The sequence below is a fragment of the Metabacillus sediminilitoris genome (assembly GCF_009720625.1).
Classification (GTDB): Bacteria; Bacillota; Bacilli; order Bacillales; family Bacillaceae; genus Metabacillus; species Metabacillus sediminilitoris.
In genome coordinates, this window is record NZ_CP046266.1 from 692,524 (window position 1) to 716,894 (window position 24,371).

A 24,371-nucleotide genomic window follows, 5' to 3' on the forward strand; every position below is an offset into this window, starting at 1 on the left:
TAAAAGATAGAGAAGAATGAATGGAATAAAGGGTGATATGAAGTGAAGGTTGTTGTTGCGTCAACAGAAGAACAAGAACGTCATATTGATGAACTTGTTGAACAAATATATACGGAAATTTTTCCTAAGTTTTTTCCTGATCAAGAAATAAAGTCATTAAAAGGACAAAAGGTATTACAACCACAGGCAGCAGATCAAATGTATAATGGTACATTAAAAGATGCGTTTCAAATTATTTCCAGTCTGCAAGTCGTCATATCAGTGCTCAATCATATTGATCATTGCAAAGATGAAAGAAAATATCGTGAAATGTTTGAACGGAATAGTTGTCATTTAAATGAATATGGATACTTTTTTCCGTTTTCTTTTTCTCAGTTTAAAAATGCTGAGAGTCAAGAAGGAGAATTTAGTCAATTTATTAAGCCAGCAAATGATTGGGTGGTTTAATTGAAAAACGAGGTTCTATACATGAGAGTATAGAACCTCGTTTTGTTGTTTTGAGCTTTGTTGAAAAGCTAATGAAAATACTGACCAAACGCTTCTGCTTTTCTTATTATTCCGCTTTCCATTCTGTTAACAATGTACGAAAATTTTCTTCTGAGTTTGATCCTTCGATTCGATCAACTTCTTTACCATCCTTGTAATGAACAAGTGTTGGAGTCGCTGTAATTCCATATTGATCCCAACCTTCTTCATATTCTAATATGTTATATTGGTTGATTTCTACTCCAACTTCATCAGCAACAGGCATGAGAACTGGTGTTGTTACTTTACAATGTTCACATGTAGGACTAAAGAAATAAACAATTGTATCTTCTTTGTTTTCCAAATTTTTTTCTAACTCATCAGGGAGGATAATGTTTTGATAGTTCGGATCATCTAATTGATCGATGGTGGCTGTATGGAGATCACTTTTACCATATACGTTTCCTTCCGCTTTTTCATTCTTTTGATAAGTTGTTATGAAGGCTAAAGCCCCGAATAAAACAAGGATAATTGCTCCAAAAATGATTATTTTTTTCATCTTAACGACCTGCCTTTTTTAATAGTAGTAAGCTTGAAACGAAAATGATGATAAATGCAATAAGTGCCAAGAATGGAATCGTTATAAATCCTAGCCAGTTTATGTATTCACCAGTACAAGGAACAATACCACAGGATATTGAATTTTCACCTAAGAAATCGATTTTTTGAATGCTGTAATGGTAGATGGAGATGCATCCGCCTATACCTGAGAGAATGAGTGTATAAAGTGCAATTGATGCATCCTTTTTAAATACGCCAATTCCCAAAATAATTACTAATGGATACATAAATATACGTTGATACCAACAAAGATCACAAGGAGTATATTGCATGATTTCTGAAAAATATAGGCTTCCTAATGTTGCGATAAATGAAGCAACCCATGCAGTGGATAATAAATTTTCAACCTTCTTACTATTCGTATTTGACATATCATACCCTCACAAGTGTTTTCTTAAATTATAGTCTGAATAGCTTGGACTGTAAATGAGATAGGCTTGTGAACGATTGATGTGAATCGATAAAAACATCATTCATTATTACTATTTACATTTTATTCACAAGCTATATTTGAAAAAAATGCTACATATAAACCTTAGTACAACAGTCCATACTATATTCGAAAGGGGAGGATTATATTGAATACAATTCAAGAATGTATGACAACGAATGTCGAAACTGTATCTTCAAATCAATCGATTAAGGAAGCTGCAGCCATTATGAGTCAAAGTAATGTTGGTTCTATCCCGGTAGTTGATAATGGTCAACTTAAAGGAATCATTACAGACCGTGATATTACGATTCGTTCGACTTCAGAAGGACGAGACAGCGATACACCAGTTTCGCATGTTATGACGACAAACCTTGTGTCAGGTCATACTTCAATGACTGCAGCTGAAGCAGCGAAGGTAATGGCACAGCATCAAATTCGCCGATTACCTATTGTTGAAAACAATCAGTTAGTCGGGATTGTTGCCTTAGGTGATTTAGCAACAGACCAAATGTCTGACGAAGCGGCAGGAGCTGCATTAACAAATATTTCTGAACCAACTAAAACAAATTAACAAATGGGTCTGACTACGTGTCAGACCTTTTTTTACGTGCGAGATCATATACAAATTATCATTAAAATATCCTTTTTAAAGCAGCTAAAAACAAAAAATGAGATAAGTGAAAAAGCTATTCATGTTTTGTATACTAATGGAAAGGAGATGATTCGATGATAAAAGCAATTATTTTTGATTTTGATGGATTAATATTAGATACCGAAACACATGAATATGAAGTATTAAATGAAATCTTCAAAGAGCATCAAAGTGAATTACCTTTAGAAGTGTGGGGAAAATTGATTGGGACAATAACATCCTTTAATCCCTTTTCATATCTTGAAGAACAAACGAAAAAAACGTTTAATCATGATGAATTAAAAAAATTGCAAAAAGAACGATTTTCCCAAAGGATTATGCAGGAACATGCTAGACCAGGTGTGATTGATTATTTAGATGCTGCAAAATCACTCGGTCTTAAGATTGGGCTGGCATCAAGCTCGAATTATGAATGGGTGTCATCCCATTTAAAAAGGCTTCAGTTGTTAGATCGATTTGAATGCATTCGAACTTCGGATCACGTTGAACATGTAAAGCCTGATCCTGCTCTTTATGTAGAAACAGCAAAATGTCTTGGGGTTAATCCTGAGGAATGCATTGCTTTTGAGGACTCTGCAAATGGAGCTTTAGCAGCCAAGCGAGCGGGAATGAAATGTGTGACAGTCCCAAACACTGTTACAAAGGGTTTAGAATTTTGCGAGGTAGATCACAGCTTGGAATCAATGGCACATATGGAATTAAAACAATTAATCTCGTTTTTAAATGAACAATAAAGGGAATTATATCTACAAATTATAATTCTAAAGGAGAAAGCTTTATGTCTGAAAAACTAGATTTATCCAAATTTGAGAAGAAAATGATCATACGAAATATCGAAGAAAGCGATATTGATGCCATTATAAAGCTTCAGGCAAAATGCTTTCCTGGAATGGAACCATGGAAAAGGGAGCATTTAGAAAGCCATCTTGATCATTTTCCAGATGGACAATTTTGTGCTGAATTTGAAGGGAAAATCATCGGTTCATGTTCGAGTCTTTTAATTAACTTTGATGAATATGATGATCGACATACATGGGATGATATTACGGATAATGGTTACATAACGAATCATGATCCACATGGATACAATATGTATGGTATTGAAGTAATGGTACATCCAAGCTACAGACGTATGAAGATTGGCCATCGTTTATATGAGGCAAGAAAAGACTTAGCAAGAAGATTAAACTTAAAAAGTATTATTATTGGGGGAAGAATCCCAAATTATTATAAGTATGCAGATGAACTGACACCAAGAGAATATGTACAGCAAGTATCTTTACATAAAATATATGATCCAGTACTCTCATTTCAATTATTAAATGAATTTACCTTAATGAGAATAAATCCAAATTATTTATCAGATGATTTAGCTTCCTTCCAATATGCAACACTTATGGAATGGAATAATGTTGATTATCAGCCAAATCCAAAACGATATTATAAAACATCAAATCCAGTACGAATCTGTGTTGTTCAATATATGATGAAACAAATTGATTCCTTTGATGAATTTGCAAAGCAGGTTGAATATTACACAGATGTTGCTTCTGATGCAGGCTCAGATTTTGCCGTTTTTCCGGAAATTTTCACGACACAGCTTATGTCCTTTCTTGATGAGAAAACACCAAGTAAAGCTATTCAACGTCTAACAGAATATACGGAGGAATATATTGAATTATTCACGGAGTTAGCTGTACGTTATAATGTTAATATTATTGGCGGTTCACACGTGGTGGAGGAAGAGGGCCGAATCTATAATATCGCATATCTATTTCGACGTGATGGAACCATTGAAAAGCAATACAAATTGCACATCACTCCTAATGAAAGAAAATGGTGGGGAATAAGCCGCGGCGATCAAGTAAGAGTGTTTAATACAGACTGTGGAAAAATTGCCATCCAAATTTGTTACGATATTGAGTTTCCAGAGCTAGCCAGAATCGCAACGGATAAAGGAGCAAAGATCATTTTCACTCCTTTCTGTACAGAAGATCGTCAAGGCTATTTAAGAGTTCGCTATTGTGCTCAAGCCCGCGCTGTTGAAAACCAAATTTATACAGTGATTGCTGGGACAGTTGGGAACCTTCCGCAAACAGAAAATATGGATATCCAATATGCCCAATCAGCAATTTTTGCACCTTCAGATTTTGAATTTGCCCGTGATGGGATTGTAAATGAATGTAATGCAAATATTGAAATGGTAGCAATTGGTGATGTTGACTTAGAAATCTTAAGACGTCAACGTCAATCAGGAACTGTTAACCAATTGAAGGATCGTCGAAAAGACATTTACGCAATTCATTATAAAAAGGATTAAAAATCAAGCATTGAAGAGCTGACTCATGAAAATTAAAAAGAGTCAGCTTTTTAGTAACTATGATGTAAGGGGGAGCAGAGTGATGGAGAAATCTTATATGCTGGCACTTGACCAAGGAACAACGAGTTCACGAGCGATTTTGTTTAATAAATCTGGTGAGATTGTTCATATTGCTCAAAAAGAGTTTACTCAATATTTTCCGAAACCAGGTTGGGTTGAGCATAATGCAAATGAAATTTGGGGTTCAATATTAGCTGTCATCGCATCATGCTTGTTAGAAGCAGGGGTAAAACCAGAGCAAATAGCTGGTATTGGTATAACAAATCAGCGAGAAACAACTGTCGTTTGGGATAAAGAAACAGGGGAACCGATTTATCATGCGATCGTTTGGCAATCACGGCAAACATCAAAAATTTGTGATGAATTAAAACAGCAAGGATTTGAGGATACCTTTAAAAAGAAAACTGGGTTATTGATAGATCCTTACTTTTCAGGAACGAAAGTGAAATGGATGTTAGATCATATAGAAGGGGCACGTGAAAGAGCAGAAAAGGGTGAGCTCTTGTTTGGAACGATTGATACGTGGTTAGTCTGGAAACTTTCGGGTGGGAAAAAACATGTAACGGATTATTCAAATGCCTCACGTACACTTATGTTTAATATTTATGATTTAATGTGGGATGATAAGCTACTAAAAATCTTGAATATTCCGAAAGAAATGCTTCCTGAAGTTCGTCCATCCTCAGAGATTTATGCCTCAACAGTTGATTTTCACTTTTTAGGACAAGAAATTCCTATCGCAGGAATGGCAGGTGATCAGCAAGCAGCCTTGTTTGGTCAAGCGTGCTTTGAAGAAGGCATGGCAAAAAATACATATGGTACAGGTTGTTTTATGCTAATGAATACAGGGGAAAATGCGATCCATTCAGAAAACGGTTTACTGACAACGATTGCATGGGGATTGAATGGGAAGGTCGAATATGCTTTAGAGGGAAGTATTTTTGTAGCAGGTTCAGCGATTCAATGGTTACGTGATGGTCTGCGTATGATAAGAAATGCCAAGGATAGCGAAGACTATGCGGCAAAAGTAGAATCATCGGAAGGAGTCTATGTTGTTCCAGCTTTTGTCGGTCTTGGTACTCCATATTGGGATAGTGAAGTTCGAGGAGCTGTTTTTGGCCTTACTAGAGGAACATCAAAGGAACATTTTATTCGTGCTACACTTGAGGCTTTAGCTTATCAAACAAAGGATGTACTAGGTGCAATGGAGGCAGACTCAGGAATTGCATTAAAAACATTGCGTGTTGACGGCGGAGCTGTTAAAAATAATTTCTTAATGGAATTTCAAAGCAACCTATTAAATGTTCCCGTTGAGCGCCCCTTAGTAAATGAAACAACAGCGTTAGGTGCAGCCTATTTAGCAGGACTCGCCGTAGGCTTTTGGAATGATCGCAAAGAAATAGCTGAACAATGGAAAATGGATACGAGGTTTGAAGCACATATGGATGATTCAAGAAGAGATCAATTATATAGTGGCTGGAAAAAGGCAGTGAAGGCGGCAATGGCGTTTAAATAGTCGGTTAATTTTTGTTAATTACTATATAAATTAAAGGGTACAGATGTCGAAAATTTACTATATGTGAATAATTATATTATTAATATTATCTACTTAAATAATTAAAGTAATCGTCCGGAAATTGTTTTGAAATAACATCTAGGGATAATAAACATGAATTTTGCAGAATTTGTAGAAATTCAATCATGTAGAAAGTCCTAAAATATGTTAAAATATGAATGATTATTTCAAGAGAATACAATGTATGAACAAACCAGGAGGTCAAGATGAGCTGGGAACTAAGCTACGAACGTTGGAAAAATAAGCAAGACTTAGATCAAGAACTGAAAACTTTATTAACTGAAATTGAAGGTAATGAAAAAGTATTAGAAGATTGCTTTTACAAGGAATTAGAATTCGGAACAGGTGGTATGCGCGGTGAGGTCGGGCCAGGTACAAACCGTATGAATTTATATACGATTCGAAAAGCATCTGAAGGCTTGGCAACTTACATAGATTCTTTTGGTGAGGAAGCAAAAAAGCGCGGTGTAGCAATTGCATATGATTCTCGCCATAAGTCACCCGAATTCGCGATGGAAGCTGCTAAGACGTTAGCTTCTCACGGAATTCAAACATACGTTTTTGAAGAGTTACGTCCTACTCCTGAATTATCATTTGCTGTTCGTCATTTGAATGCATTTTCAGGTATTGTTATTACAGCTAGTCATAACCCTCCAGAATATAATGGCTACAAAGTATATGGTGAAGATGGTGGACAATTGCCGCCTGCTGCAGCTGATACAGTCATTTCATATGTCAATCAAGTAGAAGATGAATTGCTAATTAAGGTTCAAGATGAGGCTGTGTTAAAAGAACAAGGACTAATCAAAATGATTGGTGAGGAAATTGACCAAGCCTATACAGAGAAGCTAACAACGATTTCTGTTAATCCTGGCCTTTCAAAAGAAGTTGATGTAAAAGTCATTTTCACGCCTTTACATGGAACGGCTAACAAGCCAGTTCGCAACGGATTAAAAGCTCTTGGCTATGAAAATGTCACAGTAGTTAAAGAACAAGAACTGCCAGATCCAAATTTCTCTACTGTTAAATCACCTAATCCAGAAGAGCATGATGCATTTACATTAGCGATTCGTGACGGAGAAACAATCGATGCTGATCTTCTTATCGGTACAGATCCAGATGCAGACAGACTTGGAGTAGCAGTGAAAAATAATGAAGGTCAATATGTGGTGTTAACTGGTAACCAAACTGGTGCGCTTCTTCTACATTATTTACTATCTGAGAAAAAAGCGAACGGAACATTACCTGGTAATGGTGTCGTATTAAAAACAATCGTAACATCAGAAATCGGCCGTGATATTGCGACGTCATTTGGTTTAGATACAATTGATACTCTTACAGGATTTAAATTTATCGGTGAAAAAATTAATGAGTACGAACGAACTGGACAATATGAATTTCAGTTTGGCTATGAAGAAAGTTACGGCTATTTGATCGGAGATTTTGCACGTGATAAGGATGCGGTGCAAGCAGCTTTATTAGCTGTTGAGGTTGCGGCTTTCTATAAAAAGAAAGGCTTAACACTGTATCAAGGATTACTGGAAATCTTTAAAGACTATGGCTATTACAAAGAGGGCTTACAATCACTTACACTAAAAGGAAAAGAAGGGGCAGAACAAATTCAAGGCATTCTTCATTCCTTTAGAACAAATCCTCCAACTGTGGTTGCCGGTAAAAAAATCACAACAATCGAAGATTATAAAACAAGTGAACGTCAAAATGTACAAGCTGACACAACCGAAAAAATTGATCTGCCAGGATCTAACGTATTAAAATACATCCTGGAGGATAACTCTTGGTTCTGTGTAAGACCATCTGGAACAGAGCCAAAAGCTAAGTTTTACTTCGGGGTTAATAGTGAGACACTAGAACAAAGTGAACAACAATTGGCTGCTTTAGAAGCTGGTGTGATGGAAATTGTAAATAATTTGGTTCATGAATTAAGTAAATAAGATAAAAGGGCGGACAACTGCAGTTGTCCGCTTTTTTGCCACCTAAAATCAAGAAAAAAGAAGCTGACATTAAGGATAATTAGAATGTCAGCCTCTTTCTGGTTAACCATCAGTAGTAATAAATTCCCCTGATGAAAGTCACGATTTATGTGTGAAGTTATATTTGTTGAACATATTCTAATTCTGGATATTCAACAGCATGATCAATATATCTTAGTAATGAATATAACTGTTTCTCGACTTCTTTGTAGTCATTTTCAAAGTTATATGCATGTAAAAAATGTTCAATTTTTTTTGATAAGAAATCGTCCTTCGTGCGAACCATTAATATGAGTAGGTTATCCCACTGTGAACGATGTGTGTAATATAATGCTTTATCGTAGTCAACATTGTTCAATTTGGACTCCCTCCTTCTTAAGGAGATATGATTATTGTGTGTGATTTGTTTTTTTTCTTACTGTGTAAAACTTGGTGTTATTGTCATTAGTGGCTTGGAAGTCATTACCCACATAAAAAAACAATAAAACGGCACGCTAAAAATAAAAAGGGTGTTTACATACAATGAAGAAAAGGTTAACCATCCTTTTCCTAATTTTCCTAATTGGTATATGCCATGGACATGCAGTTGCAACTGAAAAGTATTCTTATGAAAGAATGAGGGGGCATTTGCAGCAATTAGCAAAAACATATGGGTTGGAAATGAAAGTAATCGGTCACTCAGAATTTGAACGAGAAATTTTAGCGATTAAGGTAGGGAAGGGACCGCGTTCCGTTCTGGTTACAGGTAGCCATCATGGGCGGGAATGGCTGACTACACATGTCATCATGAAAATGATTGATCAATATGCAATGGCCTATCAAAAAGGCATATCCTTATATGGACATAATCTAAATGTTTTGGATGAGATTGCGATTTGGTTTGTACCGATGGTTAATCCAGATGGTGTAATGATTCAACAAAAGGGAATTGCAGAGTTTCCTTTTCTTTTACAAGAAGTGTATCTAGATATGAATAAAGGGGATCAAGACTTTTCTAGATGGAAAGCTAACGGACTTGGTGTGGATTTAAATCGACAATATCCAGCAGGTTGGGAGCAAATTGAAGGTGATCAACCACATGCTTCATATTCACATTACAAAGGTAAAAAGCCGTTTGAAGCGAGCGAAGTGAAGGCGCTTTTGACTTTTACTAAAAATACTCAGCCATTAGTTTCTGTATCATACCACACCTCAGGCCGTATGATTTATTGGTATTACTTTAATGAACTACAGCATTTGCATCGTGATTATCAGCTAATTGAACAAGTGGCTGAAAAGACAGATTATGAAATATCCTATCCACCTGCAAATGCAATTGGCGGCGGATATACGGATTGGTTTATTCAAGAATATAAAAGACCTGCATTAACACTTGAGCTAAGTTATCTTGTAGAGGAAACAAATCCGCCATTATGTGTTTTGGAAGAAGAATGGGAAAAGAATAAAGAGGTTGGATTGATTTTAGCAAATTTTGCAAAAAGGGAATTTTTACAGTGATCTATTCTTATGTGCAAATTTGAATATAAGTTGAAAATTTGGGCAAATTAATTTCAGCCAGCATTAACCGGAAGTAATCCCAAGTAGAGCATGTGAATTTTCCTGGGAACACTGTCCGGCAAATGTCAAAAGTCTCAGGTATGGAGGAAATTATGAAGCCGTTTTCACTATCTAAAATTCTTTTTACATTCGTAGCGTTAACATTGATTTTCACAGCAGGAATGAAAGCATATGGTGAACAAAATGTAGAGGAAATTGACTATGAAAAGTGGAGCAAGATTGCTATTTCATCTGTTAAAGAAAAGTACCCTGATGCAGAACTAGTTGATTATAGGTATGTAAAACGTGAAGTGGTCAATGAAGAGGAATCAAAGGATATTTTCCATGTGAAAGTGAAGCAAAAGAATCAAGTGTTTATTGCTAATGTAGATGTTGTGTTTAATCCGAAAACAGCAAAACTTATTACTGTGAATATAGAAAAAGTAGAAGGTGCTCCTAGTTTCTAGGAACACTTTCTACTTTTGATTTAGGAAATATTCTAATATGGAATGTTGATTTTTCACTAAGTCAGCCAAAGTATACTGATCAAGAACTGCCAAGTATGCTTGTAATGCACTGTTAAGAACATGTTTTAGACTACATACCGGTGAGAGGATACATTGATTGTGATTACTGTCAAAGCATTCTACAATGTGAAAATCTTCTTCGGTTTTACGGACGATTTCTCCAATATTTATGTCTTCAGGTGAATGAGCTAACCTGATTCCTCCATTGCGTCCGCGTATTGTTTCAATGACCTTCATTTTACCAAGTTCATAAGTGACCTTCATAAGATGGTTTTTCGAAATATTATACACTTCGGCAATTTCTTTAATATTGGAGAGTTCATTCTTTGGCTTTGTGGCTAAATATATTAATACTCTTAGTGAGTAATCGGTGTAATTTGTTAATCTCATAAAAAGACCTCACATTTTTAATATACTTTATCTTACCACAAATTCCTTTAAAAGCTTAGTTTGCGGTATCATGTAAATCACAGGCATAATTGTGAACAACAAATTCACTTTCTTTTGTATTTGTGACAACTTTATAAAAGATGTATTTGAAATATTGCTTTAATGAAAATGGAGGACTATTATAAAGATATATTTTAAATACTACTTTAGGAGTGGTTTTATGTTATCCGAAAATACGATTAAAATCGTAAAGTCTACTGCACCCATCCTTGCTGATCGAGGTGTCGAAATCACCACATATTTTTATGAAAAATTGTTTGAAGCACACCCAGCGCTATTGAATATTTTTAACCATGCAAATCAAAAAAAAGGCCGTCAGCAAACAGCTTTAGCCAATACTGTATATGCTGCAGCGACATATATTGACCAGCTTGAAGTATTAATACCAGCTGTGAAGCAAATTGCTCATAAGCACCGCAGTCTTGGTGTGAAAGAAGAACATTATCCAATTGTCGGCGAATTTTTACTTAAAGCAATAAAAGATGTACTAGGTGATGCGGCTACACCTGAAATTATTAACGCATGGGCTGAAGCATATGGAGTCATTGCCCAAGTATTTATTGATGTTGAGAAAGAAATGTATAATGAGGCAAAAGCTCAGGCTTGGGAAGGTTTCAAGGCCTTTAAAGTTGTAAATAAAATTAAGGAAAGTTCAGTTATCACTTCCTTTTATTTACAGCCTGCAGATGGCTCAAGCACACCAACTTTTAAACCAGGTCAATACGTTACTGTCCGTCTAAAAGTTGAAGGTGAAGAGTACTTATTAAATCGTCAATATAGCTTATCAGACGCACCAGGTGAGAACCATTTAAGAATATCTGTGAAAAAAGAAGGGGAAGAACCTTCATCACTAGGAAAGGTGTCAAATTATTTACATGAACATGTAAATGAAGGAGACGAAGTGGAGATAACTGCTCCAGCAGGTGACTTTGTATTAAATGAAACGGATAACACTCCTGTATATCTTATCAGTGGTGGCGTAGGGATCACTCCAATGATGAGTATGTTAAAAAGAATTGCTGATCAGCAACCTGATCGACATGTAACATTTATCCATGCAGCAAAAAATGGTGCACTTCAAGCTTTCCAAGAAGAAGTAACGGAAACAGTAAATTCGTTGTCTAATGCAAAAAAAGTGATCGTATTCCAAAATCCAACACCGTCAGATAGAGAAAATCGTAAATTTGATGAAGAAGGCTATGTTGATTTCAATAAACTTCAAACAATTGTGGAAGAGAAGGAAGCATCATTTTATGTTTGCGGACCGGTAGCTTTCATGAAAAATACAATTGAAAATCTTGAAAAACTAGGTGTAAAAGAAGAAAATATTCATTTTGAATTTTTCGGTCCTTCCATAAATTTAAAAGCGGATCAGACTGCTTAAATAAATAGTCGAACATAGCGCATTCTAAATGGTTTTTCCATTAGAATGCGTTTTTTGCTGCTTTGATCTTGAAAAAAAGTATGATAGTATTCGTTTGACATTATACCTGTATGGGTATAATATGAACCTTATCAGTTAGCTCCTTTTGCTTATCTGACTACTTATGAACGATAAAAATAAAATTAAAAACAGCCAAACTAGAAAGGAGAATCCTATGGACTACAATGATCAAATTAAAAATAGAGTAAAAAGAATGGAAGGACAGCTTAGAGGGATTTTGAAAATGATGGAAGAGAACAAGGATTGTAAAGAAGTCATCACTCAACTGTCAGCTGTACGCTCCGCTGTGGATCGAACAGTAGGAGTGATCGTAAGTTCAAACTTAGTAGAATGTGTTATGGAAGCAGAGAAAAACGGTCAAAATACGGATGAATTAATAAAAGAAGCAGTCAACCTCCTTGTAAAAAGCAGATAATATTTTTGGTTGACATTCTTTTTTTACTTTATTAATATACCCATAGGGGTAAAGGTAAATAAAAATATAGGAGGAATATAAAATGACAGTAGATAAAGTTTTAGATGCAAAAGGATTAGCGTGTCCAATACCAATTGTGAAAACAAAAAAGGCGATGACTGAATTGGAATCAGGACAAGTGTTAGAGATTCATACAACAGATAAAGGGGCAAAAAATGATCTTACTGCATGGGCAAAATCAGGTGGACATGAGCTTTTGAAACATGAAGAAGAAAATAATATTTTAAAATTTTGGATCAAAAAAGGGTAAATTTTTTTAATTGATTTTATACCAATACGGGTAAAGGTAAATTTATATTGAGGAGGAACAGGAGTTATGACAGAAAAGAAAAGTACAACAATCATCTTATTTAGCGGAGACTATGATAAAGCGATGGCGGCATACATCATAGCGAATGGTGCAGCGGCTTATGATCATGAAGTGACTATCTTCCACACTTTTTGGGGATTAAATGCATTGCGAAAAGATGAAGCTATTTCGATTAAAAAAGGTTTCATGGAAAATATGTTTGCGAAAATGATGCCAAGAGGGGCAGATAAAATGGGCTTATCAAACATGAACTTTGCGGGAATGGGTCCTAAAATGATTAAAAACGTAATCAAAAAGCATAATGCAGTACCTTTACCTCAATTGATTGAAATGGCACAAGAGCAAGATGTTAAGTTAGTTGCATGTACAATGACTATGGATTTATTAGGTCTACAGAAAGAAGAGTTGTTAGATCAAATTGAATATGCTGGAGTTGCTGCATATTTAGCTGACGCTCAAGAAGGTAATGTAAATTTATTTATATAAGGAGATAATATGATGGACTATTTGAATGTTATCATTCTCGCACTCGTTATTTTCTATTTTATCAAGCGTCTTTTGCCGGCAAAAGGTGTGAAACAAATATCTACAACAGACTTAAAAAAAGCATTGACTGATAAAAATAAACAATTTATTGATGTACGAACTCCAGGAGAGTTCAGGGTAAACAATATTCGCGGCTTTAACAATATTCCACTTCATCAATTAGCCAAAAATGCAAATAAACTATCAAAGGAAAAAGAGGTAGTTGTCATCTGTCAAAGTGGAATGAGAAGTAACAAGGCTAGTAAGTTATTAAAAAAACAAGGGTTTAAACAAGTGACAAATGTAAAAGGCGGCATGAGTGCTTGGAGTTAATAGAAATATTTAAGGAGGAGCATAACGTGAAGGAAATGACTGCAAAAGAAGTAGAAGAATTACTTAATGAAGGAAAGAAACTTGCTATTATTGATGTACGTGAAGTAGATGAAGTAGTTGAAGGGAAAATTCCGGGAGCTGTAAATATTCCATTAGGATTAGTAGAGTTTCGTATGCATGAATTAGATAAATCAAAAGAGTATACGATGGTGTGCCGTTCTGGTGGAAGAAGCGGTAAAGCTGCTAAATTCCTTGAAAGTCATGGATTTAAAATCATTAATATGACTGGTGGTATGCTTGCGTGGGAAGGAAATGTAGAGAAATAAATTTTTTTGAAAATTAATATACCCTATTGGGTATTAAATGGAGGCTTCAATATGGAGAACGTGAAAGCAAATGAAGTATTAGATGCAAAAGGATTAGCGTGTCCAATGCCGATAGTAAAAACCAAAAAAGCAATAAATACCCTAGAGGATGGTTTCGTTTTGGAAGTTCAAGCTACAGATAAAGGATCAAAAGCAGACATGAAAGCATGGGCTGAAAGCACGGGACATCAGTATTTAGGCACAATTGAAGAGGGAGACGTGTTAAGGCATTATATTAGAAAGTCATCAAGTGATGACACCATCGATAGAAAACACCCAGTAGTTGCGAATAACGAAGAACTAGAAAAGAAATTGAAAGAAAATGAGAACATTGTTGTTCTAGATGTAAGGGAAGCAGCAGAGTATGCATTTAATCATATACCTAATTCCATCACGATTCCTTTGGGGGAACTAGAGAATCGATATAATGAATTAAACAAAGATGATGTTATTTATGTTGTATGTCGTACTGGAAGTCGTAGTGATTTTGCTGCACAAAAATTAACAGAAAACGGATTTACGAACGTTATTAATGTTGTGCCGGGCATGAGTCAGTGGTCTGGGGAAACGACGAGTATTTAAAAATTGCTATGCTGTGGATGTAACACGAACGTTCTGTTTATTTGTGGCTCTTTTCTAAGAGATTGCTGCTTTTAAAACGAAATCAACCACAACGCATTACTTGGTAAATCAACAAAGTTTACGAAAACAGCATTATTTTTTTACACGATTTTATACCTTGGGGGGTAATTGAGAGATGACTGTAAATGTAATGACTTCAAAAGAAGTAACAAAAAAGGTATTTAATAAAGAAGAATTATTTATTTTAGATGTTCGTAATGAAAGTGACTTTCAAGATTGGAAAATTGAAGGAGAAAACTTCGCTTTTTTAAACGTTCCTTACTTTGATTTACTTGATGGTGTCAAAGAAATAATAGATAAGCTGCCTGCCAATAAAGATATCTTAGTTGTTTGTGCAAAAGAAGGTTCATCTATCATGGTAGCTGAAATGTTGTCAGAAGCCGGACTTACAGTTTCTTACCTAAAAGGTGGAATGAAGGCTTGGAGTGAACATTTAGAACCTGTAAAAATTGGCGATTTACAAAATGGCGGAGAAATTTATCAATTTGTCCGTATCGGAAAAGGCTGCTTATCATATATGGTTGTTTCAAATGGTGAAACAGCCATTATTGATTCAACGAGAATGACAGATATTTATCTGGATTTTGCAAAAGGGTTGGATGTAAAAATTACTCATGTCTTTGATACACATCTTCATGCAGATCACATTTCAGGTGGAAAAATCATTTCTGAAAAAACAAACGCAACATACTGGCTGCCGCCAAAGGATGCAGAGGATGTAACGTTTGAGTACCAACCGCTTGAAGATGGACATGATGTTGTCATTGGAAACACAAAGATAACGATTCAAGCTTTATATTCTCCAGGTCACACCATTGGGTCAACTTCATTTGTAATAGATGAGAAGTTCTTACTTTCAGGCGATATCTTATTTATTGATTCAATTGGAAGACCTGATCTAGCTGGGATGGCGGAAGATTGGGTTGGAGATTTAAGAGAAAGTCTTTACAAACGTTACAGAGAGTTGTCTGAAGAATTGATCGTTCTTCCAGCACATTTCATGATGATTGATGAATTAAACGATGATGGAAGTGTATCAGAAAAATTAGGTACACTATATGCAAAAAATCATGGTTTGAACATCGATGACGATAATGAATTTAGAAAGCTAGTCACTGAAAACCTGCCGCCACAGCCAAATGCCTACCAAGAAATTCGTCAAACAAATATGGGGAAAATGACCCCTGATGAAGAAAAACAACGTGAAATGGAAATTGGACCAAACCGTTGTGCTGTTCGATGACTAAGGGAAACATTTTGGACTCTCTTTGCTCAAAGGGGGCATATTAATGGACTTTACATTTATTATATCAATCTTCTTAATTGGATTTATAGGTTCATATATTTCAGGAATGCTGGGAATTGGCGGTTCCATCATTAAATACCCGATGCTTTTATATATCCCTCCTTTATTCGGCTTAGCAGCATTTACTGCACATGAAGTCTCTGGGATAAGCGCTGTTCAAGTATTATTTGCGACAATCGGTGGTGTTTGGGCATATCGAAAAGGCGGCTATTTAAATAAGAAGTTAATTGGTTATATGGGCGTTAGTATTTTAATTGGTAGTTTCGTAGGTGGATATGGTTCTAAGTTAATGTCGGAGAGTGGTATTAATTTCATATATGGTATATTAGCGTTAATTGCCGCGCTTATGATGTTTATTCCGAAAAAAGGGATTGATGATATTCCGCTTGATCAGGTGAAGTTTAATAAATGGATTGCGGCTTTACTCGCTCTAATCGTAGGTATAGGGGCTGGTATTGTTGGAGCAGCTGGGGCCTTTTTGTTAGTTCCTATCATGTTAGTCGTGTTAAAGATTCCAACAAGAATGACCATTGCTTCTTCACTAGCCATTACGTTCATTTCATCAATTGGTGCAACTGTTGGGAAGATTACGACAGGTCAAGTTGATTATTTCCCAGCTTTTATTATGGTTATTGCAAGTGTTATCGCTTCACCTCTAGGAGCCATGGCAGGGAAGAAGATAAATACAAAAGTGTTACAGTTTTTTTTAGCGCTATTAATTTGTACAACAGCAATGAAAATTTGGTTGGATCTATTATAAGTTCATACTTGCAGCTGAGTGCATATAACATGTATGCAGTATTGTTTTTTTGTTGCTACTTAAGAAGTACTTGTAAATCAAGTACTTCTTTTTTTCATTGAATCAGTTGGAATCACTTATAGATTGCAATCATACCATCATAAGGATAAATAAAAAATTACGGTTTTTTAATAAGGGGGGAAAGTATAATGTACAATCCTAACTATTCTGTTTCAAAAGAACTTTATTGGACGAAAGATGCACGAGTGGGAAAAATAACGATTGCGCCAGAGTCAACACCTTTAAGAGTAGGAAAGAAAAATTTAAAGGGAAGGAGACAATTAATTGTTGTCAATGACGCAAGTACATATCTTTTCCATTCAATAAATCCAAATTTTACGCTGGAAAGCGGCGAATATATCTTCCATTCCCCAGGTGAAGTCATAACCTACAATTTAAATCCTGAAGACGATTTAACAATATATGCTAAAACAAAAGAATATCCAGTAAGAATTAGAGTTTTTGAGGTGATATGAAATGGCGATCGAAAGCTATCAATTTAGAAGTGCGTCTTATTGGTTAGGCTTTGTTTTTGCAGGTCAGGCTTTCACCGTTTCACATCGTGCGATCATTCCTGCACATAGGACATTATATTTACAAATAACAACTAGTAATGATCGAATCACTCATATTACAAATCAAAATATCATTAGCGGAAGAGAGCAACTAGGAATTAAAATGATCAAGAATCCAAGCTTTTTCCCAGGAAGAAAAAGGGTTCAACCTGTTAATCTAGATGATCGTTCCCAGATAAAGGCTGATACATCCTTTTTGTTGGGGGCAAAAGAAGTTTATGGAGGAAAAATAATGGAAGAAACCTTCATTCCTATGTATGGCAATGGACAGGTTGGAGCACCTGTGGAATCTGCGTTATTTGAAAGGATTTTGCATTATTCATCAAACTATCTATTAGCTATCACAAATGAAGGAGATTATCCAACACATGTATCTGTTAATCTTGCTTTCTACGAATCAGAAAATTAAAAATCATTACTAATAGAATAAAGTAGTTAAATTAGGAGGTACAATATGTATCATTATTATGATTTAACTAGACAAACGAATAAGTTAATTTCTCATATTGAAAAAGCAATCAATGGAGAGTATAGTGCGATCAATTGTTACTCAAAGATAGCAGAGTTGGCACCTAACGAAGAGGTAAAAAAGCAAATACTTGAAATCCGTCAAGATGAGACAAAACATTTTCAACAGTTTGTCCAAATATATGGCAACTTAACTGGACGCCAACCTCAACCAAAAATTGTAGAAGAGTGTCCAAATAGCTATAAAAGCTGCTTAGAATTTGCGTTAAAGGATGAGCAGAAAACTGTTGATTTTTACCTGGATATTGCGGATGAATCTACCAATCCAAGAATTAAAGAAGCCTTCCGCAGAGCAGCAGCGGATGAACAAAATCATGCGGTCTGGTTTTTATACTATTTTGTAAAAGTAAAATAAGAGTTAACTAATAAACTATGAAATACTTCCATAGTTTATTAGTCTAATTCTTCCCATGGCTTATAGCCTTGGGGAGAATTAGAAAGAATACCTTTCATTTTTCCTCATTGAAATCTTATTACCTTCCACATTATTTTTTTATAATTCCTAAATGAATTCTTTGTATAGAATATGACAAATGTAAAGGGGTTTTTTAGAAAATCAGCAATTATTAAAATCAAATTTACAAAATGAGCAGAAATTTCATGCTATTTTTACCCTGGCTTAACCAAACAAACTTGTCGATAAGTTAGAGTGGAATTGTCGAAGGAAATAAAAAGGAGAATTAGGCAGAGATGAAATTACAAGAGGACAAGCCTTGTCATTTGGAAATTTCCGAGTATTTCATTGATCATATTCAATCTGGAGTTTTCAGAGAAAATGAGAAACTCCCCTCAGAAAATGAACTTTGTTTGCAATTTAAGGTAAATCGTCATGTTGTAAGACAGGCACTTGCAAGGCTTACGAATTTAGGCTGGATTACGCCTTTTCAAGGCAGGGGCTGTTATGTAAATCCAATTCAAAGGCCAATTCAATATGTATTGTCATCAAACACTCGATTTTCTGACAATATGAAACACTTAGGGATTGAACATCAAAGTGAATTAATTAGCTGGGAAAAAGGCTTGCCAACAGAAGTGGAACAAAAGAACCTTTTTTTAACAAATAACCAAGCTATTTATCGATTGGAAATTCTTAGATTAATTAATAGACAGCCTCTTTCTATCACAACAACTGTCATGCCTGAAGAGGAGGTTCCCAATCTGGAAAGCTGCTTAGAAAATTTTTCATCACTTTATCGCATTTTATCAGACAATTATCAGGTGCGGCCTATTCGTTCAAGATCAATCTTTCAGGCAACTCTGCCAATGCTTAAGGATGCAAAAATCTTAGAAATTCCAGAAAATATCCCGATTATTCAAATCGAAAGCATCATGAATCATCCAGGCGGTAATCCGATAGAGTACAGTATTGCAAGAATTAGAGGCGATATGCATAAATGCCTAGTTGAATTTTAGCTATTCAAAATGAATCAACACTGGAAATGGAATTCATACCTTCGGGGATGATAATAAATTAAATTAAAATTTAAGGAGGAAAGTCAAATGAAAAAAGCTCTCTTATTGATTATGTTTTTACTTATTGCAGCAATTTCCGCAGCATGTTCAGCTGGTGGTGAGAAGACAGCAGCCGGCGGGGAAAAGGCAGCTGGTGGAAGTGGTGACGATACTCTTACTATTGCTTGGTACCCAAATGAATCTGGAGCAGATTTGAAAGATGCTCGTGATGAAATTGGTAGAGTTATTGAGGAAGCAACAGGGAAAAAAGTAGAGCATAAAACAACGACAGATTATATTATTGCGATTGAAGCATTAGCAACAGGTAACGCTGATTTAGCCTTTATGGGTGCGCAAGGTTATATTGAAGCAAATGCTAAGAATGATAAAGTTCAACCATTAGTTGTTCCAAGTGGTGCTTCAGGAACATTAGAGGACGCTGTTTATCATAGCTGGTTAGCAGTTAAAAAAGGAAATGAAGATGCTTATAAAAATGGCGATGAGTATTCTATTGATAACATTGTAGATAAAAAGTTTTCTTTCGTATCTAACAGTTCAACTTCTGGATTTAAAGTTCCTTCAGATGGAATCGTTTCTCACTTTAGTGAAAAAGATGAGTACAAGGATTTAACACCAGAAGACCTTCTTGAGGGTGGGAAATTCTTTAGTGAAGTTCTTTATGGGGGATCACATCAAGGTTCAGCAGTTAACTTATTGTCAGATAAAGCCGATGTTGCAGCATTCTGTGATACTTGTGTAAGCAACTATGTAGAATTAGCAGATGGGGAAGCAAATACGCCGGGAGCAACTTATAAAGTTAAAGCTGATGCTGCTGAACCATTTAATACAGTTCCAGGTGCAGAATTTAACATTATCTCAGTAACACCAGTATTAAATGCTCCTTTTGCAGTAAATACTGAAACAGTTAGTGAAGAAGACAAACAAGCTCTAATCGATGCCTTTACATCTGATGAAATGGCAAATAATGATAAGGTATTTGTACCTGAAGATGCAACTGGATTATTCACGAAATCGGATAAAGAGCGCTTCTTAGAAGTAGAAGATGCTTGGTTTGATCCAATTAGAGAATTATCTAAATAAACATTTATAAAGGGAGTTAACTATGACAACGTTATTAGAGTTAAAAAATGTATCAAAACAATATGGTAAAGATACATTAGCGTTATCAGATGTTAACTTCTCTGTTAATGAAGGAGAGTTTATTTCCATTATTGGTCCGTCTGGAGCAGGGAAGTCTACTCTCCTTCGCTGTATGAATCGTATGATTGATGCTAACAGAGGAGAAATATTATTTGATAATGTAAATGTTTTAGATTTGAAGAAAAGAGACCTTAGAAAGTTACGCACAAAAATAGGAATGATTTTTCAACACTATAATCTTGTTAACAGGCTAAGTGTTATTGAAAATGTTCTGCACGGAAGACTTGGTTACAAAACGGTTATTGGCGGGGCCTTAGGATTTTATAGTGAAGAAGAAAAAAGACAAGCTATATCCTTATTAAAGATATTAGGATTAGAAGATCAAATGTACAAACGATGTGATCAGTTAAGCGGTGGACAAAAACAGCGTGTAGGGATTGCACGAGCGTTAATACAAGATCCTAAATTGTTATTGTGTGATGAACCGATTGCTTCTTTGGATCCTAATGCATCTAAGGTTATTATGGATCACTTAAAAAATATTTCGACTACCATGGGGATTACTGTTCTCGTTAATTTGCATCAAGTTGATGTTGCTCTTTCTTATTCAGACAGAGTTATAGGGGTTAGCAAAGGAAAAGTTGTCTACAATGGATCCCCAAGTGACATCACAAATGAAGAAATACATGGCATTTACGGTTCTGAAGCAGGCGAACTTATCATGGATTTTGGAGGGAAACACGTTGGGTAATTTTTTCGTTAAGAAAAGAGTACAGTCACTTCTTGTTATTTCCTTATTACTCCTTGTTTCATACGGTTCAATTCTGATTACCGAATTTGATGTTATAGCTGGTTTGAATTCGATTCCGAATGCAATTACATGGGGAATTTCTAATTTTTACCCAACGATGGAATCACTTGAGAAACTGCCAAGCATTTTAGAAAAACTTCAAGAAACGGTATTAATATCAATTGCTGCTGCTTCAGTAGCTGCTATTTTTGCCATTGTGTTTGCCATTATTGGATCAAAGACAACAAGAATGAATGGGGTTTTAAGTACATTTAGCAGAGGAATAGCTACTTTATTTCGAAATATTGATGTGGCAGCATGGTCAATGATTTTGTTATTTTCATTTGGACAAAGCTCATTAACTGGTTATTTCGCTTTATTCTTTGTTTCTTTTGGCTTTTTAACAAGAGCGTTTATGGAGACAATTGATGAAGTTGGAGTTGGATCTGTTGAGGCGCTTACGTCAACAGGTGCAAGCTATACGTCAACTATTATACATTCTGTCATCCCTTCCTGCATTCCCCAAATTATTAGCTGGGTATTATTTATGATTGAAACAAATATACGCAGTGCTACATTAGTAGGAATCCTCACGGGAACAGGCATCGGTTTTTCTTTCGACTTGTTTTATAAAAGCTTAAATTATAATGCAGCAAGTTTAGTTGTTTTGACAATTGTCGTAACCATCTTAACAATTGAATTCATTTCAAATTATGTAAGAAGGGTGATTTTATAATGAGAGTTGGTGAGTATAGTAAAGTTGATCATACTGAGAGCTTCCAGCTAAATTCGTTAAATAAACGGATAAAAATTAAACGAATCAATAAAGCTACTATCACTATTCGATTAACGATGATCATGCTGATTTTATTGACGATCTATGGTTTTCTAACCTTTGATTATAAGAATATCAATCTATTTGATGGTATTCTCATGACACTTACTAATCTTAAAGTGATGTTCTTAGAGGCTCATTTTGTCCATTTTACATTTCCAGAAGCCATATACCAATCTCTAGTTACAATGGGACTGGCGTTATTAACAACATTGATAGGAGCGTTCATAGCTCTGATTTTAGCATTATTTGCTGCACAAAACTTGTCAACAGCTAGAGTATCGAATAGTATTAAAGGCTTTGTTGCATTTATTAGAGCAGTTCCAACTGTTTTATGGGTACTGATCTTTGCTGTCGCGGCAGGATTAGGCAGTGTCGCAGCAGTTATCGGGATGACCTTCCATTCAATTGGATACTTAATAAAAGCTTACTCTGAATCATTTGAAGAGTTAGATGAAGGTGTGATCGAAGCGTTAAGAGGAAGCGGTGCAAGCTGGTGGCAAATTGTTTTTCAGGCTGTTATTCCGTCATCCTTAACATACCTGATCTCATGGACATTTTTACGATTTGAAATCAACTTTGGTGTGGCAATTGCAATGGGTGCTGCTGCAGGGGCTGGCGGTATTGGTTTCGATATGTTTATGGCAAGCAGCTTTTATCTTGATTTACGAGAAGTAGGAACAATTACGTACTTCATTTTATTCTTCGCTGTTCTATTAGAAATTATCGCTACAAGAATTAAATCCAAATTACAAATCAAACTATAATTTTACTCGATTTGAAAGCACAGGAAAGACATACTTGTGCTTTTTCTTTTACCCAAATGTTCTTCTTTAAAGGCTCTTTTCTAATAGATTGTTATAAAACGGTAGTTTTATAGAAAGGATAGCGCATTTTTGGAGTTTATCATATAAAATAATAGTAAATTAACGTACATATCGACATCTAAACCATCAAATTTATAAATGGAGTGACCCATGATGTTTCCATTAGGTTCTGAACAACGCCCGATCATTAACATACCGACAATAACAATAATGTCCCCAATAATTTTTGAAGTCACTAATAGAAGGGCAATGAGTGCGGTAAAAATAGGAGGAAAATTCATAGAAATACCGGCTGTTCTTGCGATTAGTGTGTTAGGAATGAGCTATTCATTTTTGAGTAGCTTACTACGGAATTTAAAGGTGTTGCAAATACAGAAACGGTTATTGTCAAAACATCACTGATTTATGTTAAAGAGCAAGGTTGGAAGGTGGATGATGTTGAGTTTGTTGGACAATTGACTGCTCGAGAATAAAAAAGAAAAAACGCTAGGATGATAGTGTTTTTTCTTTTTTAATTAATGGACATAGTATTAATTGTTTATTTATTTTTTTAATACAGTATATAATTAAAAAAGGATCTTCTTGAATAAAAACATAATAATGAATTACACTGTCAATTCCAATTCCCTTGCGAGTCTCTTCTTATAAACAATCTTGGAAATAGAAACGCTCAATTCGTAAAGAAGAAGTAAAGGAACAATAACTAGAATATCTGAGATAAAATCAGGAGGAGTAATAAGGATTGACACCACAACGAGTACAAAATAGGAAGCTTTCCTCGCCTTTGCCAACCTCACTGGATTAAGTATTCCTAGTCTCGTTAAAAACATCACTACCAACGGCATCTCAAATAGAAAGCCGAAAGGTAAGCTAATGTGAATCATGAACTTAAAATATTTATCTGCTGTAAACATCGTTTCAAACTGCCCTGCAGAAATATTCATTAGAAATCCTAATACAATTGGAAACAATACCAAGTATCCAAAGCAGATTCCAACAATAAACAATATGAATAATCCTGGGATGAAGAATAAAGTTACTTTACTCTCGTCTTTTGTCAGAGCAGGAGCTATAAATTTCCATAACTGAAATGCAGCTACAGGAATTGTCAATGCTATTGCAAAAACACCAGAGATCATCATATACACCCATAAAATATCACTTGGTCCTAGTACAGCTAATTTCTCATTAAGATCTCTAATTAACCAATTATAAATATCTTGGACAAAAACAAATGCACAAACAAAAAAGATAATGAATGCTAACAAAACTATGATAATTCGTTTACGAAGTTCTTCTAAATGTCCAATGAGATTAAGTTCTTTGTTTTCCATGATGGACGCCTCCTGTTAAAAAAAGAAGTAGACGAGTTT

Annotated in this window: 30 protein-coding genes; 25 read left to right on the top strand and 5 right to left on the bottom strand. The window is 35.2% G+C overall.

Annotation, left to right across the window (positions count from 1 at the left end):
* The first annotated feature begins 42 nt into the window (after nucleotides 1-42).
* Nucleotides 43-447 carry a DUF5365 family protein gene (locus tag GMB29_RS03605; RefSeq protein ID WP_136353485.1) on the top strand — a complete coding sequence of 135 codons (405 nt, stop codon included), beginning with the start codon at nucleotides 43-45 and terminating at the stop codon, nucleotides 445-447.
* 106 nt (nucleotides 448-553) lie between these two features.
* Here GMB29_RS03605 and GMB29_RS03610 read toward each other — a convergent pair whose 3' ends face one another.
* Together GMB29_RS03610 and GMB29_RS03615 are read right to left on the bottom strand one after the other, a co-directional pair.
* Nucleotides 554-1,024, bottom strand: a complete 471-nt coding sequence (locus GMB29_RS03610) for a thioredoxin family protein (protein WP_136353487.1) — start codon at nucleotides 1,022-1,024, stop codon at nucleotides 554-556.
* Nucleotide 1,025: 1 nt separating this feature from the next.
* Entirely contained in the window at nucleotides 1,026-1,457 is a 432-nt protein-coding gene (locus GMB29_RS03615) for a disulfide formation protein C (RefSeq protein ID WP_136353489.1), read from the bottom strand.
* Between the two features lie 228 nt (nucleotides 1,458-1,685).
* Between GMB29_RS03615 and GMB29_RS03620 the strand changes: the two genes are divergently transcribed.
* The 5 genes from GMB29_RS03620 (at nucleotide 1,686) to GMB29_RS03640 (ending at nucleotide 8,079) form a co-directional block, all read left to right on the top strand.
* A complete protein-coding gene (locus tag GMB29_RS03620) occupies nucleotides 1,686-2,090 on the top strand; it encodes a CBS domain-containing protein (RefSeq protein ID WP_406600334.1) in 405 nt (134 codons plus the stop codon).
* Between the two features lie 155 nt (nucleotides 2,091-2,245).
* Nucleotides 2,246-2,905 carry an HAD family hydrolase gene (locus GMB29_RS03625; RefSeq protein WP_136353493.1) on the top strand — a complete coding sequence of 220 codons (660 nt, stop codon included), beginning with the start codon at nucleotides 2,246-2,248 and terminating at the stop codon, nucleotides 2,903-2,905.
* 44 nt (nucleotides 2,906-2,949) lie between these two features.
* Nucleotides 2,950-4,491, top strand: coding sequence for a bifunctional GNAT family N-acetyltransferase/carbon-nitrogen hydrolase family protein (locus GMB29_RS03630; protein ID WP_136353495.1), 1,542 nt, complete (start codon nucleotides 2,950-2,952; stop codon nucleotides 4,489-4,491).
* A gap of 82 nt (nucleotides 4,492-4,573) precedes the next feature.
* Nucleotides 4,574-6,067: a glycerol kinase GlpK gene (gene glpK / locus GMB29_RS03635; RefSeq protein ID WP_136353497.1), complete on the top strand. Its 1,494-nt coding sequence runs from the start codon at nucleotides 4,574-4,576 to the stop codon at nucleotides 6,065-6,067.
* A 266-nt stretch (nucleotides 6,068-6,333) separates the two neighbouring features.
* Nucleotides 6,334-8,079: a phospho-sugar mutase gene (locus tag GMB29_RS03640; protein ID WP_136353499.1), complete on the top strand. Its 1,746-nt coding sequence runs from the start codon at nucleotides 6,334-6,336 to the stop codon at nucleotides 8,077-8,079.
* Between the two features lie 157 nt (nucleotides 8,080-8,236).
* Here the strand turns inward: GMB29_RS03640 and GMB29_RS03645 are convergent, their stop codons facing one another.
* A complete protein-coding gene (locus tag GMB29_RS03645) occupies nucleotides 8,237-8,476 on the bottom strand; it encodes a YhdB family protein (RefSeq protein WP_136353501.1) in 240 nt (79 codons plus the stop codon).
* 164 nt (nucleotides 8,477-8,640) lie between these two features.
* Here GMB29_RS03645 and GMB29_RS03650 point away from each other — a divergent pair, with 164 nt between their 5' ends.
* Complete coding sequence (locus GMB29_RS03650) at nucleotides 8,641-9,615, top strand: M14 family zinc carboxypeptidase (protein ID WP_136353503.1); 975 nt, start codon at nucleotides 8,641-8,643, stop codon at nucleotides 9,613-9,615.
* Between the two features lie 152 nt (nucleotides 9,616-9,767).
* Nucleotides 9,768-10,121 (top strand): DUF3889 domain-containing protein, encoded by a 354-nt coding sequence (locus GMB29_RS03655; protein ID WP_196305221.1) that lies wholly within the window; start codon nucleotides 9,768-9,770, stop codon nucleotides 10,119-10,121.
* Nucleotides 10,122-10,130: 9 nt separating this feature from the next.
* Here GMB29_RS03655 and GMB29_RS03660 read toward each other — a convergent pair whose 3' ends face one another.
* Nucleotides 10,131-10,571, bottom strand: a complete 441-nt coding sequence (locus GMB29_RS03660; RefSeq protein WP_136353507.1) for an RrF2 family transcriptional regulator — start codon at nucleotides 10,569-10,571, stop codon at nucleotides 10,131-10,133.
* Nucleotides 10,572-10,791: 220 nt separating this feature from the next.
* Between GMB29_RS03660 and hmpA the strand changes: the two genes are divergently transcribed.
* The 17 genes from hmpA (at nucleotide 10,792) to GMB29_RS03745 (ending at nucleotide 22,938) form a co-directional block, all read left to right on the top strand.
* A complete protein-coding gene (gene hmpA / locus GMB29_RS03665) occupies nucleotides 10,792-12,015 on the top strand; it encodes an NO-inducible flavohemoprotein (RefSeq protein WP_136353509.1) in 1,224 nt (407 codons plus the stop codon).
* Between the two features lie 214 nt (nucleotides 12,016-12,229).
* A complete protein-coding gene (locus GMB29_RS03670; RefSeq protein WP_136353895.1) occupies nucleotides 12,230-12,490 on the top strand; it encodes a metal-sensitive transcriptional regulator in 261 nt (86 codons plus the stop codon).
* Between the two features lie 82 nt (nucleotides 12,491-12,572).
* On the top strand, nucleotides 12,573-12,800 hold the full coding sequence (locus GMB29_RS03675; RefSeq protein ID WP_136353511.1) for a sulfurtransferase TusA family protein: 228 nt from the start codon (nucleotides 12,573-12,575) through the stop codon (nucleotides 12,798-12,800).
* A 66-nt stretch (nucleotides 12,801-12,866) separates the two neighbouring features.
* Nucleotides 12,867-13,346 (top strand): DsrE/DsrF/DrsH-like family protein, encoded by a 480-nt coding sequence (locus tag GMB29_RS03680; protein WP_136353512.1) that lies wholly within the window; start codon nucleotides 12,867-12,869, stop codon nucleotides 13,344-13,346.
* Nucleotides 13,347-13,358: 12 nt separating this feature from the next.
* The gene (locus GMB29_RS03685; protein ID WP_136353514.1) at nucleotides 13,359-13,718 is read left to right on the top strand and encodes a rhodanese-like domain-containing protein; all 360 of its coding nucleotides are present in this window, start codon (nucleotides 13,359-13,361) and stop codon (nucleotides 13,716-13,718) included.
* Between the two features lie 26 nt (nucleotides 13,719-13,744).
* Nucleotides 13,745-14,044, top strand: a complete 300-nt coding sequence (locus GMB29_RS03690; RefSeq protein ID WP_136353516.1) for a rhodanese-like domain-containing protein — start codon at nucleotides 13,745-13,747, stop codon at nucleotides 14,042-14,044.
* A 51-nt stretch (nucleotides 14,045-14,095) separates the two neighbouring features.
* Nucleotides 14,096-14,665: a sulfurtransferase TusA family protein gene (locus tag GMB29_RS03695; RefSeq protein WP_136353518.1), complete on the top strand. Its 570-nt coding sequence runs from the start codon at nucleotides 14,096-14,098 to the stop codon at nucleotides 14,663-14,665.
* Nucleotides 14,666-14,840: 175 nt separating this feature from the next.
* Nucleotides 14,841-15,968 carry an MBL fold metallo-hydrolase gene (locus tag GMB29_RS03700; protein ID WP_136353520.1) on the top strand — a complete coding sequence of 376 codons (1,128 nt, stop codon included), beginning with the start codon at nucleotides 14,841-14,843 and terminating at the stop codon, nucleotides 15,966-15,968.
* A 46-nt stretch (nucleotides 15,969-16,014) separates the two neighbouring features.
* Complete coding sequence (locus GMB29_RS03705) at nucleotides 16,015-16,791, top strand: sulfite exporter TauE/SafE family protein (protein WP_136353522.1); 777 nt, start codon at nucleotides 16,015-16,017, stop codon at nucleotides 16,789-16,791.
* Nucleotides 16,792-16,979: 188 nt separating this feature from the next.
* Nucleotides 16,980-17,306, top strand: a complete 327-nt coding sequence (locus GMB29_RS03710; RefSeq protein ID WP_136353524.1) for a hypothetical protein — start codon at nucleotides 16,980-16,982, stop codon at nucleotides 17,304-17,306.
* Between the two features lies 1 nt (nucleotide 17,307).
* Nucleotides 17,308-17,814: a hypothetical protein gene (locus GMB29_RS03715; RefSeq protein ID WP_136353526.1), complete on the top strand. Its 507-nt coding sequence runs from the start codon at nucleotides 17,308-17,310 to the stop codon at nucleotides 17,812-17,814.
* A gap of 45 nt (nucleotides 17,815-17,859) precedes the next feature.
* Nucleotides 17,860-18,288 (top strand): ferritin-like domain-containing protein, encoded by a 429-nt coding sequence (locus GMB29_RS03720; protein WP_136353528.1) that lies wholly within the window; start codon nucleotides 17,860-17,862, stop codon nucleotides 18,286-18,288.
* A gap of 335 nt (nucleotides 18,289-18,623) precedes the next feature.
* The gene (locus GMB29_RS03725; protein WP_136353530.1) at nucleotides 18,624-19,346 is read left to right on the top strand and encodes a GntR family transcriptional regulator; all 723 of its coding nucleotides are present in this window, start codon (nucleotides 18,624-18,626) and stop codon (nucleotides 19,344-19,346) included.
* An 87-nt stretch (nucleotides 19,347-19,433) separates the two neighbouring features.
* The gene (locus GMB29_RS03730) at nucleotides 19,434-20,486 is read left to right on the top strand and encodes a PhnD/SsuA/transferrin family substrate-binding protein (RefSeq protein WP_136353532.1); all 1,053 of its coding nucleotides are present in this window, start codon (nucleotides 19,434-19,436) and stop codon (nucleotides 20,484-20,486) included.
* A gap of 22 nt (nucleotides 20,487-20,508) precedes the next feature.
* The gene (gene phnC / locus GMB29_RS03735; protein ID WP_136353535.1) at nucleotides 20,509-21,297 is read left to right on the top strand and encodes a phosphonate ABC transporter ATP-binding protein; all 789 of its coding nucleotides are present in this window, start codon (nucleotides 20,509-20,511) and stop codon (nucleotides 21,295-21,297) included.
* Nucleotides 21,290-22,072, top strand: a complete 783-nt coding sequence (locus GMB29_RS03740; RefSeq protein WP_227551496.1) for an ABC transporter permease subunit — start codon at nucleotides 21,290-21,292, stop codon at nucleotides 22,070-22,072. The genes phnC and GMB29_RS03740 overlap by 8 nt, the downstream gene beginning before the upstream one ends.
* A complete protein-coding gene (locus GMB29_RS03745; RefSeq protein WP_136353536.1) occupies nucleotides 22,072-22,938 on the top strand; it encodes a PhnE/PtxC family ABC transporter permease in 867 nt (288 codons plus the stop codon). Before GMB29_RS03740 ends, GMB29_RS03745 begins: the two co-directional genes overlap by 1 nt.
* A 665-nt stretch (nucleotides 22,939-23,603) precedes the next feature.
* Here the strand turns inward: GMB29_RS03745 and tatC are convergent.
* Nucleotides 23,604-24,332, bottom strand: a complete 729-nt coding sequence (tatC, locus tag GMB29_RS03755) for a twin-arginine translocase subunit TatC (protein WP_136353540.1) — start codon at nucleotides 24,330-24,332, stop codon at nucleotides 23,604-23,606.
* Between the last annotated feature and the right edge of the window lie 39 nt (nucleotides 24,333-24,371).

What these genes read in the sequence shown, in the direction of transcription:
- GMB29_RS03610 (WP_136353487.1), bottom strand. Translation starts at nt 1,024, where the DNA reads ATGAAAAAAATAATCATTTTTGGAGCAATTATCCTTGTTTTATTCGGG.
- GMB29_RS03615 (WP_136353489.1), bottom strand. Translation starts at nt 1,457, where the DNA reads ATGTCAAATACGAATAGTAAGAAGGTTGAAAATTTATTATCCACTGCA.
- GMB29_RS03620 (WP_406600334.1), top strand. Translation starts at nt 1,686, where the DNA reads ATGACAACGAATGTCGAAACTGTATCTTCAAATCAATCGATTAAGGAA.
- GMB29_RS03625 (WP_136353493.1), top strand. Translation starts at nt 2,246, where the DNA reads ATGATAAAAGCAATTATTTTTGATTTTGATGGATTAATATTAGATACC.
- GMB29_RS03630 (WP_136353495.1), top strand. Translation starts at nt 2,950, where the DNA reads ATGTCTGAAAAACTAGATTTATCCAAATTTGAGAAGAAAATGATCATA.
- glpK (WP_136353497.1), top strand. Translation starts at nt 4,574, where the DNA reads ATGGAGAAATCTTATATGCTGGCACTTGACCAAGGAACAACGAGTTCA.
- GMB29_RS03640 (WP_136353499.1), top strand. Translation starts at nt 6,334, where the DNA reads ATGAGCTGGGAACTAAGCTACGAACGTTGGAAAAATAAGCAAGACTTA.
- GMB29_RS03650 (WP_136353503.1), top strand. Translation starts at nt 8,641, where the DNA reads ATGAAGAAAAGGTTAACCATCCTTTTCCTAATTTTCCTAATTGGTATA.
- GMB29_RS03655 (WP_196305221.1), top strand. Translation starts at nt 9,768, where the DNA reads ATGAAGCCGTTTTCACTATCTAAAATTCTTTTTACATTCGTAGCGTTA.
- GMB29_RS03660 (WP_136353507.1), bottom strand. Translation starts at nt 10,571, where the DNA reads ATGAGATTAACAAATTACACCGATTACTCACTAAGAGTATTAATATAT.
- hmpA (WP_136353509.1), top strand. Translation starts at nt 10,792, where the DNA reads ATGTTATCCGAAAATACGATTAAAATCGTAAAGTCTACTGCACCCATC.
- GMB29_RS03670 (WP_136353895.1), top strand. Translation starts at nt 12,230, where the DNA reads ATGGACTACAATGATCAAATTAAAAATAGAGTAAAAAGAATGGAAGGA.
- GMB29_RS03675 (WP_136353511.1), top strand. Translation starts at nt 12,573, where the DNA reads ATGACAGTAGATAAAGTTTTAGATGCAAAAGGATTAGCGTGTCCAATA.
- GMB29_RS03680 (WP_136353512.1), top strand. Translation starts at nt 12,867, where the DNA reads ATGACAGAAAAGAAAAGTACAACAATCATCTTATTTAGCGGAGACTAT.
- GMB29_RS03685 (WP_136353514.1), top strand. Translation starts at nt 13,359, where the DNA reads ATGGACTATTTGAATGTTATCATTCTCGCACTCGTTATTTTCTATTTT.
- GMB29_RS03695 (WP_136353518.1), top strand. Translation starts at nt 14,096, where the DNA reads ATGGAGAACGTGAAAGCAAATGAAGTATTAGATGCAAAAGGATTAGCG.
- GMB29_RS03700 (WP_136353520.1), top strand. Translation starts at nt 14,841, where the DNA reads ATGACTGTAAATGTAATGACTTCAAAAGAAGTAACAAAAAAGGTATTT.
- GMB29_RS03705 (WP_136353522.1), top strand. Translation starts at nt 16,015, where the DNA reads ATGGACTTTACATTTATTATATCAATCTTCTTAATTGGATTTATAGGT.
- GMB29_RS03710 (WP_136353524.1), top strand. Translation starts at nt 16,980, where the DNA reads ATGTACAATCCTAACTATTCTGTTTCAAAAGAACTTTATTGGACGAAA.
- GMB29_RS03715 (WP_136353526.1), top strand. Translation starts at nt 17,308, where the DNA reads ATGGCGATCGAAAGCTATCAATTTAGAAGTGCGTCTTATTGGTTAGGC.
- GMB29_RS03720 (WP_136353528.1), top strand. Translation starts at nt 17,860, where the DNA reads ATGTATCATTATTATGATTTAACTAGACAAACGAATAAGTTAATTTCT.
- GMB29_RS03725 (WP_136353530.1), top strand. Translation starts at nt 18,624, where the DNA reads ATGAAATTACAAGAGGACAAGCCTTGTCATTTGGAAATTTCCGAGTAT.
- GMB29_RS03730 (WP_136353532.1), top strand. Translation starts at nt 19,434, where the DNA reads ATGAAAAAAGCTCTCTTATTGATTATGTTTTTACTTATTGCAGCAATT.
- phnC (WP_136353535.1), top strand. Translation starts at nt 20,509, where the DNA reads ATGACAACGTTATTAGAGTTAAAAAATGTATCAAAACAATATGGTAAA.
- GMB29_RS03745 (WP_136353536.1), top strand. Translation starts at nt 22,072, where the DNA reads ATGAGAGTTGGTGAGTATAGTAAAGTTGATCATACTGAGAGCTTCCAG.
- tatC (WP_136353540.1), bottom strand. Translation starts at nt 24,332, where the DNA reads ATGGAAAACAAAGAACTTAATCTCATTGGACATTTAGAAGAACTTCGT.